This window comes from Paenibacillus sp. ClWae2A (assembly GCF_032452295.1).
In the GTDB taxonomy this organism is placed as follows: domain Bacteria; phylum Bacillota; class Bacilli; order Paenibacillales; family Paenibacillaceae; genus Paenibacillus.
This window is the reverse complement of the sequence record NZ_JAULSQ010000004.1, coordinates 450809-469301: the sequence shown is the minus strand read 5'-3', so window position 1 is coordinate 469301 and position 18493 is coordinate 450809. Positions and strand designations below refer to the sequence as shown.

General features: G+C 49.1%; 9 protein-coding genes. All 9 read right to left on the bottom strand.

Annotation, left to right across the window (positions count from 1 at the left end):
• Positions 1-14: 14 nt before the first annotated feature.
• The 9 genes from rfbC to uvrB all read right to left on the bottom strand — a co-directional run bounded on the left by rfbC (position 15) and on the right by uvrB (position 18430).
• The gene (gene rfbC / locus QVE09_RS16730) at positions 15-563 is read right to left on the bottom strand and encodes a dTDP-4-dehydrorhamnose 3,5-epimerase (RefSeq protein ID WP_315937691.1); all 549 of its coding nucleotides are present in this window, start codon (positions 561-563) and stop codon (positions 15-17) included.
• Between the two features lie 180 nt (positions 564-743).
• On the bottom strand, positions 744-1622 hold the full coding sequence (gene galU / locus QVE09_RS16725) for a UTP--glucose-1-phosphate uridylyltransferase GalU (RefSeq protein WP_076209856.1): 879 nt from the start codon (positions 1620-1622) through the stop codon (positions 744-746).
• Positions 1623-1689: 67 nt separating this feature from the next.
• Positions 1690-5340, bottom strand: a complete 3651-nt coding sequence (locus QVE09_RS16720; protein WP_315937690.1) for a DEAD/DEAH box helicase — start codon at positions 5338-5340, stop codon at positions 1690-1692.
• 106 nt (positions 5341-5446) lie between these two features.
• Positions 5447-7960 carry a U32 family peptidase gene (locus QVE09_RS16715; RefSeq protein ID WP_315937689.1) on the bottom strand — a complete coding sequence of 838 codons (2514 nt, stop codon included), beginning with the start codon at positions 7958-7960 and terminating at the stop codon, positions 5447-5449.
• A 502-nt stretch (positions 7961-8462) separates the two neighbouring features.
• Complete coding sequence (locus QVE09_RS16710) at positions 8463-10358, bottom strand: stalk domain-containing protein (protein WP_315937688.1); 1896 nt, start codon at positions 10356-10358, stop codon at positions 8463-8465.
• A gap of 43 nt (positions 10359-10401) precedes the next feature.
• Positions 10402-11571 (bottom strand): S1C family serine protease, encoded by a 1170-nt coding sequence (locus QVE09_RS16705; RefSeq protein WP_315937687.1) that lies wholly within the window; start codon positions 11569-11571, stop codon positions 10402-10404.
• Positions 11572-12026: 455 nt separating this feature from the next.
• Complete coding sequence (locus QVE09_RS16700; RefSeq protein WP_017692026.1) at positions 12027-12239, bottom strand: hypothetical protein; 213 nt, start codon at positions 12237-12239, stop codon at positions 12027-12029.
• 339 nt (positions 12240-12578) lie between these two features.
• Positions 12579-15437, bottom strand: coding sequence for an excinuclease ABC subunit UvrA (gene uvrA, locus QVE09_RS16695; RefSeq protein ID WP_091036448.1), 2859 nt, complete (start codon positions 15435-15437; stop codon positions 12579-12581).
• A gap of 1001 nt (positions 15438-16438) precedes the next feature.
• Positions 16439-18430 carry an excinuclease ABC subunit UvrB gene (uvrB, locus tag QVE09_RS16690; protein ID WP_091013102.1) on the bottom strand — a complete coding sequence of 664 codons (1992 nt, stop codon included), beginning with the start codon at positions 18428-18430 and terminating at the stop codon, positions 16439-16441.
• Between the last annotated feature and the right edge of the window lie 63 nt (positions 18431-18493).

Genomic DNA, 18493 nt, shown 5'->3' with positions numbered 1-18493 from the left:
AAAAGTCTGATTAATTAGTCGAAATTCAGTTCAGCATCTTTCAGTAAAGGATGCTTCCGATCCTTCTCCGATAATATAGGTTTCGTCACAGGCCAATCAATGGCGAGCGCCGGATCGTTCCACAGAATTCCACGGTCATGTTCAGGCGAATAATAGGCGTCTACCTTATAAGTTACCAGGGAATGAGGCACCAAGGTACAGAAACCATGAGCAAATCCTCGAGGAACAAGCAGTTGCCGCTGGTTGTACTCACTTAGAATGACACTTTTCCATTGGCCAAAGGTAGGGGATGACATGCGGACATCCACAATCACATCATATATAGCCCCTGATATAACCCTCACCAATTTAGTCTGTGCTTTGGGCTGGAGCTGGTAATGAAGCCCACGCAGAACACCTGCTTCAGCCGACAAGGATTGATTGTCCTGAATAAAGACGTGCTGTATCCCCTGTTCATGCAGAACCTGCTCATTATAACTCTCCATAAAATATCCACGGTGATCACCATAAACCTTAGGTTCCAATATGGCAGCGCCATCCATAAACAGCGGAAGTACCTTCATGACATCCCTCCGTTTTGCTGTTGACATCATTTCTTCATATTGACTATGTATATGTAAAGTGTCGGGTAAGTGTTTGTTCATTGGCCTGTATAACCCTCATATTTACTCTTCCATAAAATAAATTAAAGCCCAGCCGCGATATCATTCTTCGGCTGGACTTCAAGGGCATGCGAAAACCATTTATTGATCCTTTACAACCTGTTCCAAATACTTTAAGAGATCTTTCCGTAGATCCGGGCGCTGCAACGCGTAGTGAATCGATGTCTCAATAAAGCCCAACTTCTCGCCAACATCATGACGCAGTCCGTCAAAATGATATGCGAGAATCTGTCGCTGTTCATTCAATCGGGACAAGGCATCTGTGAGCTGGATTTCTCCCCCGACCCCAGCAGATTGTTGACCTAGTATCTCAAAGATATCCGGTGTAAGAATGTAACGTCCCATAATAGCAAGGTTAGACGGGGAATCTTCAGTCTTTGGTTTCTCAATTAAGCGGCGGGCCCGAAAAACACGATCATCGGTAGGGGTCAGCAACTCTCCGTCCACTATCCCATAGCGGGATACCTCGCTCCAATCAACAGGCTGTACACCAACAATCGGAGATTGCAGTTCATCGTAGACATCGATCATCTGCTTCAGGCAGGGATGTTCCGCTTCCACAATATCGTCCCCTAACAGGACGGCAAAAGGCTCGTTGCCGATAAACTTGCGGGCACACCAGATGGCGTGACCAAGTCCCTTCGGTTCCTTTTGACGGATATAATGGATATCCGCCATCTCGGAGGGTTTGCGTACTTCGTTAAGCAAGTCCCACTTCTGTTTGTCCGCCAGATTCTGCTCCAGCTCAAATGAATAGTCGAAGTGATCTTCAATGGCCCGCTTCCCTTTACCTGTCACAATAATGATATCTTCAATGCCTGAAGCTACGGCTTCTTCAATAATGTACTGGATCGTTGGCTTGTCCACGATGGGCAGCATTTCCTTAGGCATCGCCTTGGTGGCAGGCAGAAACCGGGTACCCAGCCCTGCGGCTGGAATAATCGCTTTGCGAATACGCACACGAACCCACTCCTTTTGCTAGATACATATATTTAATGATTCTTATTGCTACGATGCTTTGACTTCATTATACCATCAACAATTCGCGGATATCCTGTTCCGATAAAGTCGTCGATCCTCCGTCTCCCGGTTCGATCACTTCGGCAATCAAGTCCTTCTTCCGCTGCTGGAGTTCCAAAATCTTCTCTTCGATTGTACCTTCGGTAACTAAGCGGATGACTTGCACCACTTGTTTCTGTCCCATACGATGGGCACGGCCAATGGCCTGTTCTTCCACGGCGGGATTCCACCATAGATCATATAATATAACGGTATCTGCCCCTGTTAAGTTTAATCCGGTACCGCCAGCTTTCAGAGAGATTAGGAACAGTTCAGCTTCGCCCTCATTAAATCTGCGGCACATCTCGACCCGGCTCCGCGCAGGGGTCTGACCATCGAGATAGAAAAGATTCCTTCCCTGTGCCGCAAGGGTCTGACGAATCAGGTTCAACATGCTCGCAAATTGGGAGAAGATGAGAATTCGTTTCCCTGCAGCCAAACAATCCTCGACCGTTTCAAGCAACTGTTCCATTTTCCCGGAATCGCCTTGATATCCTTCAACAAAGAGGGCCGGATGACAACACAACTGACGCAAACGGGTGATGCCTGCCAGAATTTTGATACGGTTCTTCTGGAATCCGTTATCCTCCATATCCTTCGATGCTTCATCCTGAAGCTGGGAGAGGTATGCGGCGTACAGTTTCTTCTGTTCAACCGTAAGCTCTGACCGCTGTACCGTTTCAATTCGATCAGGTAATTCTTCCAACACGTCTTTCTTCAGGCGGCGCAGAATAAACGGACGCACCATCCGCGAGATCCGTTCCGGAGGAAGGTCGCGGAATCTTCTGTAACTTGGAAACAACCCAGGGAATACGGCTTCAAAAATGGACCACAATTCATCCAGCGAGTTCTCCACAGGTGTTCCTGTGAGTGCAAAACGACGCGGGGCCTGAATTTGTTTCACTGCCTGCGCGGTCTGGGAAGAAGCATTTTTGATCGCCTGAGCTTCATCCAGAATGAGCGTATGGAAGGTTCGGCCCAGGTAGGTGTCCAAATCCCGTCGCAACAGAGGATACGACGTCACAATCACATCTGCCTCATCCATGCCTGAAAGCATATTGGCTCGCTCTTCTTTCTGACCGGCTACGATCAGGACTTTCAAATGTGGGGCGAACCGCGTAAACTCATTAGCCCAGTTATAGGTTAGCGAGGCAGGCGCCACGACAAGTATCGGAGGATGAATGACCCTCGTTCGGATCGTCAATCCATCCTGCTGCATCGTGGACCATAGGCCATCCGTATTCTCAGAAGCCATCTTATCCAGTGGGAGCCCCGTTTCGGGATCGATGTCGGAAGTCGCCAACGTTTCACCGCCCCGTACTGATCCGCTCTCCCGGTATTTATCACCGCCCGTATGGTCAATGTTGTACTCAGGCTTCTCCTGAAGCACCGCTGTGATATAGGCGATACTTTGCAACGTTTTGCCAAGTCCCATATCATCCGCCAGAATGCCGCCAAAACGATAATAGGCGAGAGTACGCAGCCACTGGTATCCGCTGTTCTGATAATCCCGCAAGATGGGGACCAATGTTTTTGGTAATGCAAAATCCATCCGCTCAGGATCTCGGAGATCATCGAGGAAACGTTTCAGAGAACCTCCCCACTTCACATGACCGGAGACTTCATCCCTACCCGGCAATTGTAACGCCCGAACAGCTGGCAACCGGATATGACTGCTCTTGATGTCATCTGCTCCCAGTCCGAGTGAATCGGCCATATGAGCGAAGCTATCTGCACCTTCATTTTCAAGCGAGAGAAAGACACCGCTCTTGAGACGGAAATACGGTTTCTTTTCCACAATGCGGCGCATGAGTTCCTGAAGCTCCTGCTCGTCCACACCTTCCATCTCAAATGAAATTTCCAGCCAGTCCAATCCTCTTCCCAAATCTGCTCGTACTTTCGGCGGTGTCGGGTAGGATTGCACCATCGCCTTCACGGCGTTAGGCATATAGATCTCTACCTGTTTCTCAAGCTCAGGCAACAAATGATACATAACATCATAGATCGCATCTTCCCGTTCACTCGCCCAGACGCTACCATCACGTTCCAGAAAAGAACGATCAAGCCGTTCAATCAGATTCCGTTCTTTGTATCGATCACGCACCAAAATAACCTTTTTCTCTTCTTCATCTATCAAGTACTCTGCCAGCGGATTAATAACCATGACCTCATAGTCGAATTCCAGACGCGCTGTAATACGCTCACGATAGAAGTCGATGTACAGCTTTGGTGAAAGTTCTGGTTCCGCGATCTGTTCACGCACCTGTGAATCAATGGACAGATGGCCAAGCGTACGCAGTTCTGGCACGACATGCTGCACAAACTCATCCACCTGCTGAGTCGAAATATCGATGCTTTCCTTGATCCCATATGAGGTGAGTGCCCCACTCAAGTCCTCCAGACTTCGCATCTGCATCGGCTCCAACATATGCAACTGTCCTTCCACCACGGCGGCATCATAAGCAGGGAGAAGAATCAGCTCACGCAGTCCGGAAATTTCAAGCTGATATCCTTCATTCGCTCCCTGGGCGATCCGGTAAAATAAAGGAAGTACCCCTTCCCCAAGTGTGAGTGGCCCATTGGCAAATCCCGTGCCCTCCATCCGACTGTCGGCCTGTAGTAGTAATTCCAGCAATGGCTTCCATACGAGCGGAGCAATCAGTATATCCCGTCCGTCCGAAGCTCCCAGATAACCGGAGATGGATTGGCGATAGGCCTCCTCACTCTGTCTCATTCGAATAAGCATCGAGAGAATGGCCTGATCCTGCGGAGTGAACACATGCATTAGTGGATCATAGTGGAACAGCTTGGTAAATGACATGGGCTCGCCCTTTTCGATGCAGTTCAGGAATTGTTTCACTTTCTGCACCACATACAGACGTTTGTTACCCACTTTCAATTCAAGAGCTAGTTTCCCGCCACCCTTGTGAACTTGTATCAGCTTGAGTATAAACTGAATCTGCAACTCTTCCCGCAAGGAGGATCGGCTGACAGGGGCAGTGTATTTACGATCATTTCCATGCAGCGGTCTCCGATCCTTGGCAAACATGGACAGAATCTGATCCGCTGTGCGGTAAGAAGGTTTATCTGCCGAGCGGCCCCACCCCGAAGCTGAGCTTGGCCGACCTGCTTGGGCAAAATGAACCGGAGAACGCTCTGGAGCATCATTCAGTTGCTCTCGTTGTGAAGCGGACTGGGGGCGCTCCCACACGCTCTCTTCGACTAGCGTCCCAACCTTGGACTTGGAACCTAAGTTGGAACTGGTATTGGCTCCTTGGCCTGTAGCAGGTTGAGGAGGCTTCCCAGAGGCAATCGTGGCATTACGCTCCTGCTGCTCACCCCATTCGTGAATAGCCAACAGGACAGCAGCGACATGTTTGCAATAGTCATAATGCCTGCCATCACCCGGACAACTGCAGCCTGCTACAACCTCACCCGTTCCATCTATATCCACGGTCACCTGATAGCGCTCCGATCCACGTACCTGTGCTTCATAATGAAGCTGATCCTCACTGACCACCAGATTGGTCACCCTGCCAGACTGGTTATAATCTTCTCCGCGCTTGAATGCCGTGACCCCGCACAGCAATTTGATATCCATGATTGTGAATGGCGCCACGCTTCTTCGCCTCCTGTGTCATGATGTGAAAAAACCCCAAGAGCTCCTTGAAGCAGAGATTGGGGTTCCTTCATACTTGTAACTGTTGTTGTACCATACAAACTGTTTATTTCACCAATTGACCACGTGTAACGCCCAGTTGGTTCGTTGCTTTGAGTGTTTTCCACACTTGTGTACCACTGATCTCGCCGCGCAGTGCACGGTTGTACAGATCAATTACTTCGCGCACCTGCTCCGGTGTCTCTTCCAAGAATTCCACACGGTAACGGGATACACCCAGATCCATAAAGTTAGTCAGATACTCGGCACCTGACTGCTCCACTGCATTGTATACCGTATTACGGCAACCTTCATCCACACGCACCGGGTGGGACATACCGATCCGGTCTTGCAGTGATGCACGCTGTTCCTCACAAGGACGGCCACAGTTCGTGAAGTCCGTTCCTTCACTCATGAACGTACAGTACACACAGTGCTCGGTGTGGAACATCGGCAGATGCTGATGGATAACCACTTCGGTCTGACTTGTACGGGAGTGGCCCAGCAAATCAACCATTTGTTGAATGTTCAGGTCATAGGATGGGGTAATCCAGTCACATCCGGCTTCCAGGAACAATTCTACTGCTTTGTGATTGGCAATGTTCAATGAGAAGTCGCCGATCAATTCCGGGTGCGCCGCATCCGGGTTTTCCATCCGGTGACGAAGGTAGAAGTACAGTGCACCTGTATTACGTACCAATACCGCATCCGGCTTCAGACGCAGGATGTTGTTATGATATCCATTCTCCCCAGGCATGTGAATACGCGGTGTTGCCAGCGCGATCTTGCGACCAGCGGCATGCACAGCTTCCACGGCTGCCGGGAACTGCTTGATAAACTCGAAGTCGGCATAGATCATGCCGATCCCCGCTTCAATCGCTGCCTCCACTTGTGGCAGGCTGCGGCAGAGCGCGGTCAACTCTGCTTGACCGCGAGCGACTGGCGATGCCGGTTTAACCGAATCGCCGTACACATCTACCGCCCGTTTCACGTAGACGGGTGGTTTAGGGCGTTCGCCCGCGAGTTGTTCTACGGCCTGACGGCGAATGTTATTCAACTCACGCATTGGGATGATAACGTCACCGTGCAGGTTGACGTCCATTCCTTCCAACTGGAACACTGTGCCTCCCAGACGTCCGAACTGCTCTTCGAGCAATTCATGTGTCATTGGACGTTTCTGCGCGATGTCCAGTTCCATCTCGGAATCAATACGGACGGTCGTGCCTTTCTGCACGTCTGTCCACCATGTGCTAAGCGGCTGCCCCGGACTGCCGATGACCTTCACCTTCACCGGGAATACACGGTACGGCTTCTCGGTCTCGAAGCTTTGACGCAGACGTTTGTCCAGCGCCGGGTCATTCGTTTTCCACACTTTGTCGCCAACTTTCACGCGGCGCAGATCTACGTCACTGCGGCCTGGCACGACATCAACGATCCAACCCTCTTCGGCTTCGCCTTCGAGTTTTACACCTTTGCGACGTACATCGTATACACGTCCGCCCTCTTCCTTCTGAGTCGGGTCTCCGGCGTCAAATACAATTCCGTCTCCACGTTTCACGGGTGCATCCAGCTTCAGGACAACACCATCGCGCAACACTTGATCCACACGACCGAGATAGACACCACGGCTTTTCGGGAATGTTCCATCCACCAGTTCTTTGTTGTTTGTACCACTGAGGAAACCATGCGTGAATCCACGGGAGAAGCTTTGCTGCAATTCGCGAACTTCTTCCTTGCTTGGCGGTGTGTTATCTCCATCAAAATAACGGTCAATCGCTTTGCGGTATTTGCTTACTACGTTTGCTACGTATTCTGGCGTTTTGAGACGTCCTTCAATTTTGAAAGAAGTTACTCCTGCTTCGATCAGTTCCGGCATCAGGTCAATCGCTGCCAGATCTTTCGGAGACAACAGATATGCTACATCACCCATCGGTTTGTGCACCCCATCCACCATCAGATCGTATGGAAGACGACAAGCTTGTGCGCACTCTCCGCGGTTCGCTGAACGTCCTCCCCACATTTCGGAAGTAAGACATTGCCCTGAGTAGGATACACACAGCGCACCATGCACAAATACTTCCATTGGAAGCTTCGCCTGCTCCCCGATCTTCTGGATCTGCTTCAGGTTGTTCTCCCGTCCCAGAACGACACGTTCCATATCAAACGGCTTCGTAAACTCGACCGCTTCCGGGGACGTAATTGTCATCTGTGTTGAACCGTGAATCGGGAAATCCGGCGAGATCTCGCGAATCATCTTCACCAAACCCAAATCCTGAACAATTACAGCGTCCACACCTGCATCGACACAAGCGTCAATCAGTTCTTTTGCATCCGTCAATTCATTTTCAAAAATCAATATATTAAAGGTCAAAAAACCTTTTACGCCATAACTGTGCAAAAACGCCATAATCTCCGGCAGCTCGTCCATGCGGAAATTGTTCGCCCGTGCCCGTGCATTAAACTTTTCGACTCCGAAGAAAATTGCATCTGCGCCATTGGCTACCGCCGAACGCATACAATCCCAGTCACCAGCCGGTGCCAGAAGTTCAACGTCTTCTCTTCGTATTGTTGCTGTTTTCATGTAGATCCTCCCCATAACCGGCTATCCGCCGGATTTCATCCCTATATCCTTAAACGCCTGAACATACTAAGCCTAAGACTGCACCTTATCGGGTACACCTGCATTGTCACGGTATTACAATATCTATCTATTATGTCTGTATTGCCTGAACTCCAAGCTTACAGTCATTCATAATCATCAAATCAGCAGTCATAACTCCTGAACTAGTATAGTGTACCACTTCTGCACCGACTCTTCTACGTTTTCCTGAAAAAACCGTTTACCATTTTCATTTCCATTAAGATTTACACTAGACACTCCGATTGCAGTACCATCTTCTGATCGCTGTTACCCCCAGATTTTTTTTATTTCCTTTTCTAAAGGGAAAAATCTGGTGATAAACGCGCACGCTTCGCTTCTTCAGATCAGTTCTGCACTCTTCGTCCCAGTGTAAATATTTAATTTATCTTATACAGAAAAAAATAAGCCGAAAGGTCTTTTGACCCTCCGGCATGTAATACTTTTATTTAATAAAAGTAAATGAGTTCACTGCTTTTTCCAAGGCTGCCGCCTGAACTTCTGTCTTGTTGGCATCATTCAGGCCACTTGTGATCGTATAGGTTGTTCCGTCCTTTTCAAACACGATCTGGCGACCCGCATATGGCACGCCTTTGTCCAGTTCATGATACGTAAAGGAAAATGCAGGCACACCCGCAAACGTCAGCTCTTCACTGCCAAGCAACTTGAAGTTCTTACGGGTTTTGGTGGCTTCGGCATAAGCTTCTCTCAATTGGCTGACCGTCATCTCGATCGACTTGTCTTCGCTCGCCGCAATGGAGAATTCTCCGCCGGTAAAGGTGTACACCACAGGTGAATATTCGAATCGATCACTATACGGCGTCCAGTACCGCGGAATATCTACACTGTATTTATAACGTTTGGACGTACGTGTAAGTGTCTTCGTTTTGTCTGTCAAATAAGGATCTTCATCCAGCTGACCGAAATTATCGGCAACCGTATCAAAATCAATCTCCACACTCTTCATAATCCGTTCAAACCATGCCCGATCTGCAACCTGCTCCTCAGGGAACGTATACTCTGCATAATATCGATACCCATTCTTCTGCAAAAGAACATCGAACTCGGTCTGCCAGCCCCCGCCAAAGTTATAACGGAATTCATTCACCTCGGCAGTCTCTCCCGAGATATCCATCGTATATGAACCAATTGGCTCGTAACTCTCTGGTGTAAATGTCTCGCGCATCCACTTATCCAGTTGGCCGCTCCAGTCTTTTACCGTTGTACCTGCCTTCGCCGAAGTGACACGCCATTGCAGATACGCACCATCCTTGGCTTCATAGATCATCTGATTGTTATCCATAGACCAGCCGGCAGGAATCTTCAATTCAATACCATAGTCATCGTTCCACGCGGAGCGCATGCCATTATCTACGGTGGACAGATCCTTAATCGTTCGATCCGATTCCGCATAGGTTGGCTGGAATGAATTGAGTAGCGCTGCACGTTTGCCCAGATCTTTATAATTCAGGGCTTCGTAATCCGCGAGGTACACATCATATTGACGACCTTCGCTCAGATACTGACGCATCTCCCATAACATGCCGTCTACATCTTTCACGACAATCCGTGCATAAGGCGTTTTGCCTTTCGACACCGCTTCACGATCCAGCACCGTATCTCCCGATTGTTTGGCCTCCTGGACGAGTTGCTGCAACAAATCATCCGCATCCAGAGCCACATCCTGATCGCTGACATACACTTCAAGATAATAACTGTTGTCCGCAGCGCCAAAAGTCATCATGCGCTCCTGCTCACCGGTCTGGAAAACTATAAGGTCTGCCGGGTAGTTAATGGACCAACCGTAAAAACTGTTGCCAATTCTGGTTTTGCCTTCATCCGGATGAATGCCATCCTCGTCATCCACCGAATCATCCGTTTGCAACAGACGAATCACCATTTCTCCGGAGCTGGTTGGAGCTAGCGTCGCTCCGATACCTGCAGCAACCGGACGAAGTGGAACCATAAGTACGCCATTCACCATCTTGGGAGCGGCACCCATCTCATGTTTTACACCATCCACCCAAGCAATTGAACTGCCAATCGTTAGAGTCACGGTGTGCGGGCCTTCCTTGATTTTGACAACATCATTTTTCTCCAACCGGATTTCACTGCCAAATGCTCTCTTGAATACACCGACAGGTACCATCGTTACACCCTTGACCTTGTATGGTTTGGCTATGGCCTGCTTATCGCCGTTAATGTAGGCGCTCGTGCTGCCGGCTTTGACCCGTAGTTCACTTGTCGTCAGATCAGATGCCCATACAGGCAATGCCGCTCCAATGGTCAGTATCCCGGTTAATACACCTGTGCTTAGCACACGTATCCATGACTTTTTCATTCCGTTCTTTCGTCCTCTCTCCATCCGGGCTGATCGCCGGGCTTTATTGTTCTTCATCTGCAAGGAACGCTTCATCTTCCTCGTCTACGATGTCTGCGCGATCAGCAAGCACCAACGTGCGGGTGACGATATCGCCATCCGATTGCATCAACAGCTTTACCTTTTGCCCAGGCAGATACTTTTTGAGCAACTCATTGATATCTACTACTGAGGAGACACGTGTACCTGCCACACTATAAAGGACATCGCCCTCTTTGATTTTGGCTCTCTTTGCTTCAGGAGACAGTACGCCCGTGATCGTTAAGGGATCATCTGTAGGCAAGCCCACAATTGCAGACCAGCTTTCTTCCAGCTGCAGCCCCAGACTTGCACGTTTTATTTTTCCATATTTAAAAAACTGATCGATGATATATTGAACGGTATCCACGGGAATCGAAAACCCCAAACTCTCTACGCCGACCGCAGAAAATTTCATGGAATTGATACCGACCACTTCACCCTTCAGGTTGACCAGCGGTCCTCCGCTATTTCCTGGATTAATCGCCGTATCAGTCTGAATCAACCGGTAGGTCGCCTCAACACCACGATTCAAGCCGCTAATTACCCCTACCGTTGCCGAGTTGCGCAAAGAAAAGGAAATCGGCGTACCCAAGGCAATCACCGTTTCTCCAACAGTAGTTTGTGAAGCTTTGGCAAAGCTCGCCGGTTTGAGTGATTTGGCATTGATTTTGATTAGCGCCAGATCACTGAGTGCATCACTGTATGTTTTCGTAATTTTGTATGTATTGCCATCCGTCGTTACGACCACTGGGTTTGTTAGTCCATCCACCACGTGGGCATTCGTTACAATCCATCCATTGGACCGGATAATGACACCTGTACCATGTGCAAGATTATAACGGTCGTCTGATGTTGCACCGTCCTGCACTTCGGTAGATTTCCCAATAATGCCTACGACCGAAGGAGATACCTTTTCGATAACGCTGGGAATGGCTTCACTTCCCTTGTACGTGTACGTTCCGGATTTGGCATCATATTGTCCACTTCCACCAACTGCCTTGAGCAGATCCTTGGTGTTCACATAGACTTGACCGTCTACCACTTTCGCTTGCATCGCCGCTTTGGATTCAGCTGCACCAGCCGTTGCCGCTACACTAATCGAGAGTACAGCAGCCATCAGAATGGCTATCCCCTTTTTACCCAACACGCTCATATTCTCACCTGACCCTCTCTATACATCCTTCTTGCGTGACTCGACATCGGATTCATCGCTGAATCTATTCTCTTTTTCTCTCATCTGCAATTCCGGTATCCCTCAATGTATCATACAGAATCTGGATATACAATTGTTTTAAGTCCTATTTTAGTAGAGAAGATAGAATCCTGTTCAATCGTTTCAGTATAAATGAAAAAAACACCCTCCATGTCTCTCTGGAAAGTGTTCGTCTGTACCTCTTTTAGAGGTTGTTCAAAAAGTCCGCTTTTGATTACGAAGGATGCCTAGTGGCATCATCAGCATCGAATATAGAATTCAGCCGAAATGTCCGTTGCTCACGTAGTTCTCCCTACGCTCCGCTACTCCATTTCTAGCTTCATCCCATCTTCTCGGTACTGAAAACCGATCTTTTTGAACATGCACTATTGGCTTAATTCAATTCTACGTCATTCCTACTGAGCAAACCAACCCGTTATCATCGCATAGTCTGTCATCAGAAATACCAGTAGGCTGACTACTGCAAATCCGATCGCAAACAGATTCTTCTTCGGTGCCCGTAGAAGGCGAACAACTCCGATGAAAATCAGGATCGTAAATAAGATGACAAAAATATCAAATGCATTAAAATTCGATGTACTCGCCGTGGCAGCTTCTGCAAACAGCATGGATAGACAGACCTCCTTACCATAGTTGAACAGCTAACGCATACCCTAATATCTTCCTCTATGTTATCTGTACCCTGCTTGTAATGCAAGCCCTATCATCCATAAAAATGAAAAAAAGCCAATTTGGCCGAATATTCCTGTAATGCTCGTTGCAATGCATATGTAAACACTTTCACGAAATAACCTTAGTTCGAGGGAAACACTGTGCATAATTCAAAATTAAAAAGCCCTTCTTCTCGGAAGCAAAGCACATCAGATCGTAATCCAACGTCTTTACCTTTTCGAAAAGAAGGGCCAATACTGCCACTTCATATTGATACAACTACGGGTTAGAGGACCTTAGTCCACCAATTGCAGTGCCTTGCTGCGCTCGGTATCCCGCTCCAGAACCGGCTTCAAGTACTTGCCGGTATAGGAAGCTTCCACTTTGATGATATCCTCAGGTGTTCCAGTTGCAACAATGGTTCCTCCACCGCTACCGCCTTCTGGACCCAGATCAACAACATAGTCTGCCGTTTTGATCACATCCAGGTTATGCTCGATCACTAACACCGATTCCCCAGAATCAACCAGACGGTGTAATACGTTCAGCAAACGGTCGATATCATCGACATGCAAACCGGTCGTCGGCTCATCGAGGATGTAGATGGTTTTCCCTGTACTGCGGCGATACAGCTCGGAAGCGAGCTTCACACGCTGGGCTTCACCACCAGACAATGTGGTTGCAGGTTGTCCCAGATTGATATAACCCAGACCCACATCCATCAGTGTTTGCATTTTGCGATGGATCTTCGGAATGTTCTCGAAGAATTGGGTTGCATCTTCAACCGTCATCTCCAACACATCGGAAATATTTCTGTTTTTATATTTCACTTCAAGCGTTTCACGGTTGTATCGTTTGCCTTTGCAGACTTCACAAGGAACATAAACGTCCGGCAAGAAGTGCATCTCGATTTTGATAATACCGTCTCCACGGCAGGCTTCACAACGTCCACCTTTGATATTAAAGCTGAATCGGCCTTTCTTGTATCCACGAACTTTGGCTTCATTGGTCTGAGCAAACAGATCCCGGATATCATCAAAGACACCGGTATACGTAGCCGGATTGGAACGTGGTGTCCGCCCGATTGGCGACTGGTCAATATCAATTACTTTATCAATATGCTCCAGACCACGAATCTCTTTATGTTGACCCGGACGTACCCGAGCACGGTTCAGATCACGTGCCAGCGTTTTGTAGAGAATCTCATTGATCAATGTGGATTTACCTGAGCCAGACACACCCGTTACCGCAGTAAATACACCTACAGGAATCTTCACATTCAGATTCTTCAGGTTATTTTCTTTGGCTCCACGTACTTCCAACCAACGGTCTCCCACGCTTCTACGTTCTGTACGAATCGGAATGAATTTGCGTCCACTCAGATATTGACCAGTTAAGGAGTTCTCATCGTTCATGATCTCCTCCGGTGTGCCCTGTGACATGATGGTACCTCCGTGAATACCTGCACCTGGGCCAATATCAATAATATAATCGGCAGCCATCATCGTATCTTCATCATGTTCAACCACGATCAACGTATTACCAATGTCGCGCATATGTGCAAGCGTTGAGATCAGACGGTCATTATCCCGTTGATGCAGACCGATACTTGGCTCATCCAGAATATACAGCACACCCATCAGGCTGGAACCAATCTGTGTAGCCAGTCTGATCCGCTGCGCTTCCCCACCGGACAATGTTCCGGCAGCCCGACTCAGTGTAAGGTAATCCAGACCAACATTCACCAGGAAGCCGAGGCGGCTGTTGATTTCTTTCAAAATCAGTTTGGCAATCGTCTGCTCCTTCTCCGTCAATTCCAATGTATCGAAGAATCGGCCAGCTTCACCAATGGACAAACTAGTCACATAGGCCATGTTGTGATCATTGATCGTAACCGCAAGACTCTCGCGTTTCAGACGCTGACCTTTACATGTACCACAAGGCTTCGCACTCATGTAACCTTCGATAAATTCACGAATACCTTCAGATGCTGTATCACGATAACGACGCTCCAGGTTATTCACGATACCTTCAAAGGTAACCAGCGCTTCCTTCCGTTGTCCAAAATCATTCTCATAGCGGAAACGGATTTTCTCCGTACCTGTACCCTGCAACAACTTGTTCATCTGCTCAGCTGGCAGATCTTCGACAGGTACATTTTGCGGAATGTTGAAGTGCTCACATACTGACTTCAGGAACTGCGGATAATAGGTGGATGTGCCACCTGTCCAGGCATCAAAAGCACCATCTTCGATGGTCTTAGTCCGATCCGGTACAAGCAGATCAGGGTCAACGATCATCTTGACACCTAACCCATCACAATCTGGGCAAGCCCCGAAGGGACTGTTAAATGAGAACATCCGTGGTGCAAGCTCTTCAATACTGAATCCACACACCGGGCAGGCAAAGTTGGAACTGAAGCGCAGCTCTTCTTCACCCATAATGTCCACCAGGAGTTGTCCACCAGACAGATTTAGTGCTGTTTCAATAGAGTCGGCCAGACGCGCCTGTACATCATCTTTAACAACGATCCGGTCAACAACGACTTCAATCGTATGCTTTTTGTTTTTCTCCAATTGGATATCTTCTGACAGGTCACGCAGTTCCCCGTTCACCCGTACACGGACAAAACCCTGTTTGGACACATCAGCAAATACACTTTTGTGCTCGCCCTTACGGCCCGAGATAATGGGTGCCAAAATCTGCAACCGGGTACGCTCTGGATACTGCATAATGCGGTCAACCATTTGTTCTACGGTCTGGGAACTGATTTCCACGCCATGGTCCGGACAATGTGGATGGCCCACACGTGCAAATAACAGACGCAGATAATCATAGATTTCGGTCACAGTTCCAACCGTGGAACGTGGGTTACGGCTTGTTGTTTTCTGATCTATTGAAATGGCAGGAGATAATCCTTCGATGGAATCCACATCCGGTTTCTCCATCTGTCCCAGAAACTGCCGTGCGTAAGCTGACAATGATTCTACATAACGCCGCTGTCCTTCGGCATAGATCGTGTCAAAAGCCAGCGAGGACTTGCCTGAGCCACTCAGACCAGTCAATACAACAAAGCGGTCACGCGGGATGGTAATGTCGATGTTCTTCAGGTTATGCGCTCGTGCGCCTTTAATGACAATGTTATCGCTCGCCAATAGTATTCATCCTCTCAGTGTGTTAATCCAAACCTTACCTTTCGATCCCTCCCAAACCCTCCCTTGGAAGGGAGGGCCCCAGAGGGCGCAGCCCTCTGGACACCCGAAACAAGCGGTGCAACGGTGAGGGGTCGGGTCTTGCTATGTGAAGGGTTGTCGTGTGCCCGCGGCTCCGTATAAGGTTCCGGCTCATTGCCGGAACCTTATACGGCCGCTCTACTGTGAGGTGACGCTCTCGGCTTCGCCACGTTCGCGACAGGTCGCCATTGCCTTCGGCTCGGCTCCAAGGTCAACACCGGGACGCTCTCGGCTTCGCCTTGGTCGCGGCAAGGTCGCCATTGCCTTCGGCTCGGCTCCAAGGTCAATACCGGGACGCTCTCGGCTTCGCCTTGGTCGCGGCAGGTCGTCATTGCCTTCGGCTCGGCTCCAAGGTCAACACCGAGACGCTATCGGCTTCGCCTCGATCGCGGCAGGTCGCCATTGCCTTCGGCTCGGCTCCAAGGTCAACACCGGGACACTCTCCGCTGCGCCTTGGTCGCGGCAGGTCGCCATTGCCTTCGGCTCGGCTCCTAGGTCAACACCGAGACGCTATCGGCTTCGCCTCGATCGCGGCAGGTCGCCATTGCCTTCGGCTCGGCTCCTAGGTCAACACCGGGACGCTCTCCGCTGCGCCTTGGTCGCGACAAGGTCGCCATTGCCTTCGGCTCGGCTCCAAGGTCAATACCGGGACGCTCTCGGCTTCGCCTTGGTCGCGGCAAGGTCGCCATTGCCTTCGGCTCGGCTCCGAGGTCAACACTGGGGCACTCTCGACTCCCAATTGCTTTCCTATAAACCTTTTAACCAATTTCAACATTTCTATCAGTATAGACTTGATTTCAAGATTTCAACATCTCTTATTATCGGTAGATATCGACGATTTCCTTACTCAACAAGAGAACGCCCAATTGGCCGTTCTCTTGTTACAGATCCATCTTTACTGGAGCATATGAATGAGCTGTATCTTATTCAGCGCGAAGTTCCAGCAACGCATCGCGAAGCTCAGCAGCACGCTCAAACTGCAGGTTTTTGGCTGCATCTTTCATCTCTACCTCTAGGCGCTGAATAAGCGCCTGGCGATCTTTCTTCGACATCTTCTCGGCTGCGCCTGTGAGATAGTCTTTCTTGGATTCGGCAACTTTGGTTGCCTCAATCACATCACGCACTTTTTTGCGAATCGTTTGTGGTGTAATTCCGTGCTTCTCGTTGTACTCGATCTGGATTGCACGGCGACGCTCTGTTTCCTTTATCGCTTTATCCATTGAATCGGTCACTTTATCACCGTATAGAATAACGCGACCCTCGCTGTTCCGTGCCGCACGACCAATCGTTTGGATCAGTGAACGCTCGGAACGCAGGAATCCTTCCTTGTCGGCATCCAAGATGGCTACCAAGGATACTTCCGGCAGATCGAGACCTTCCCGGAGCAAGTTAATTCCGATTAGGACATGGAAAACGCCCAATCTTAAATCACGTAAAATCGCCATCCGTTCCAACGTCTTGATCTCGGAGTGCAGATAACGAACCTTGATTCCAACTTCCTTCAGATAATCCGTCAGGTCCTCGGACATCTTCTTCGTTAATGTTGTAATCAACACACGCTCGTCTTTGGCAATCCGGTCGTTAATCTCACCAATCAAGTCATCGATCTGTCCCTTGGTTGGACGCAGTTCAATGATTGGATCAAGCAGTCCAGTTGGACGGATAATCTGTTGCACCATCGTATCGGTATGCTCAATCTCATACGGGCCCGGTGTGGCCGATACATAGATAATTTGATCCATCTTGCCTTCGAACTCTTCGAATTTGAGCGGACGATTATCCAGCGCCGACGGCAGGCGGAAACCATGCTCAACCAATACCGTCTTCCGCGCCTGGTCACCATTGTACATCGCACGGATCTGTGGCAGAGTCACGTGAGACTCATCGACCACGATCAACATGTCATCCGGGAAGTAATCCATCAGTGTATATGGAGTATCGCCCCGTTCGCGGAAAGTCAGTGGACCGGAATAGTTCTCAATCCCCGAACAGAATCCAACTTCCTTCATCATCTCGATATCATACCGTGTGCGCTGCTCCAGTCGCTGAGCCTCCAGCAGTTTCCCCTGTTCACGCAACACCTCAAGACGCTCCTCCAGTTCACGCTCAATGTTCACCAGCGCAACCTTCATCGTCTCTTCTTGCGTTACGAAGTGAGACGCCGGGAAGATGGCAATATGTTCACGTTCGCCAATCAGTTCTCCGGTTAACACATCAATCTCCGTAATTTTCTCGATCTCATCACCGAACAATTCAACCCGAATGGCATGTTCGCCCTTGGAGGCAGGGAAAATCTCAACAACATCCCCACGAACACGGAACGTACCCCGTACAAAGTTAATATCGTTCCGCTGATACTGGATCTCTACCAGACGAGACAAAATCTGATTGCGCGGTTTCTCCATGCCTACCCGAAGTGACAGCAACATGCTTGAATACGAGTGCGGTGAACCCAAACCATAAATGCAGGAAACGCTCGCTACAATAATGACGTCCCTGCGCTCAAACAACGAACTTGTCGCTGCGTGCCGCAGTTTGTCGATCTCTTCATTAATACTGGAATCCTTCTCGATATACGTATCGGAGGACGGGATATATGCTTCTGGCTGAAAATAATCGTAATAACTGACGAAATACTCAACCATGTTATTAGGAAAAAAATCTTTGAACTCACTTGCAAGCTGCGCTGCCAACGTTTTGTTGTGTGCAATAATCAGCGTCGGACGTTGCAGTTGGGCTATCGTCTGGGCTATCGTAAACGTCTTACCCGTACCCGTTGCACCCAGCAATGTCTGGTACCTCTTCCCCTCCTGAACACCCTTCACCAATTCTTTAATGGCTGCCGGCTGATCACCTTGGGGAGAAAACTCTGACTCGATTTCGAACGTTTTGTCGCTCATTATAATATCGCTCATTGCCGTATCTCACCCTATCGTCTAAAATAATAGTCACTATATATTGTCGAAGTTCCCCGAATT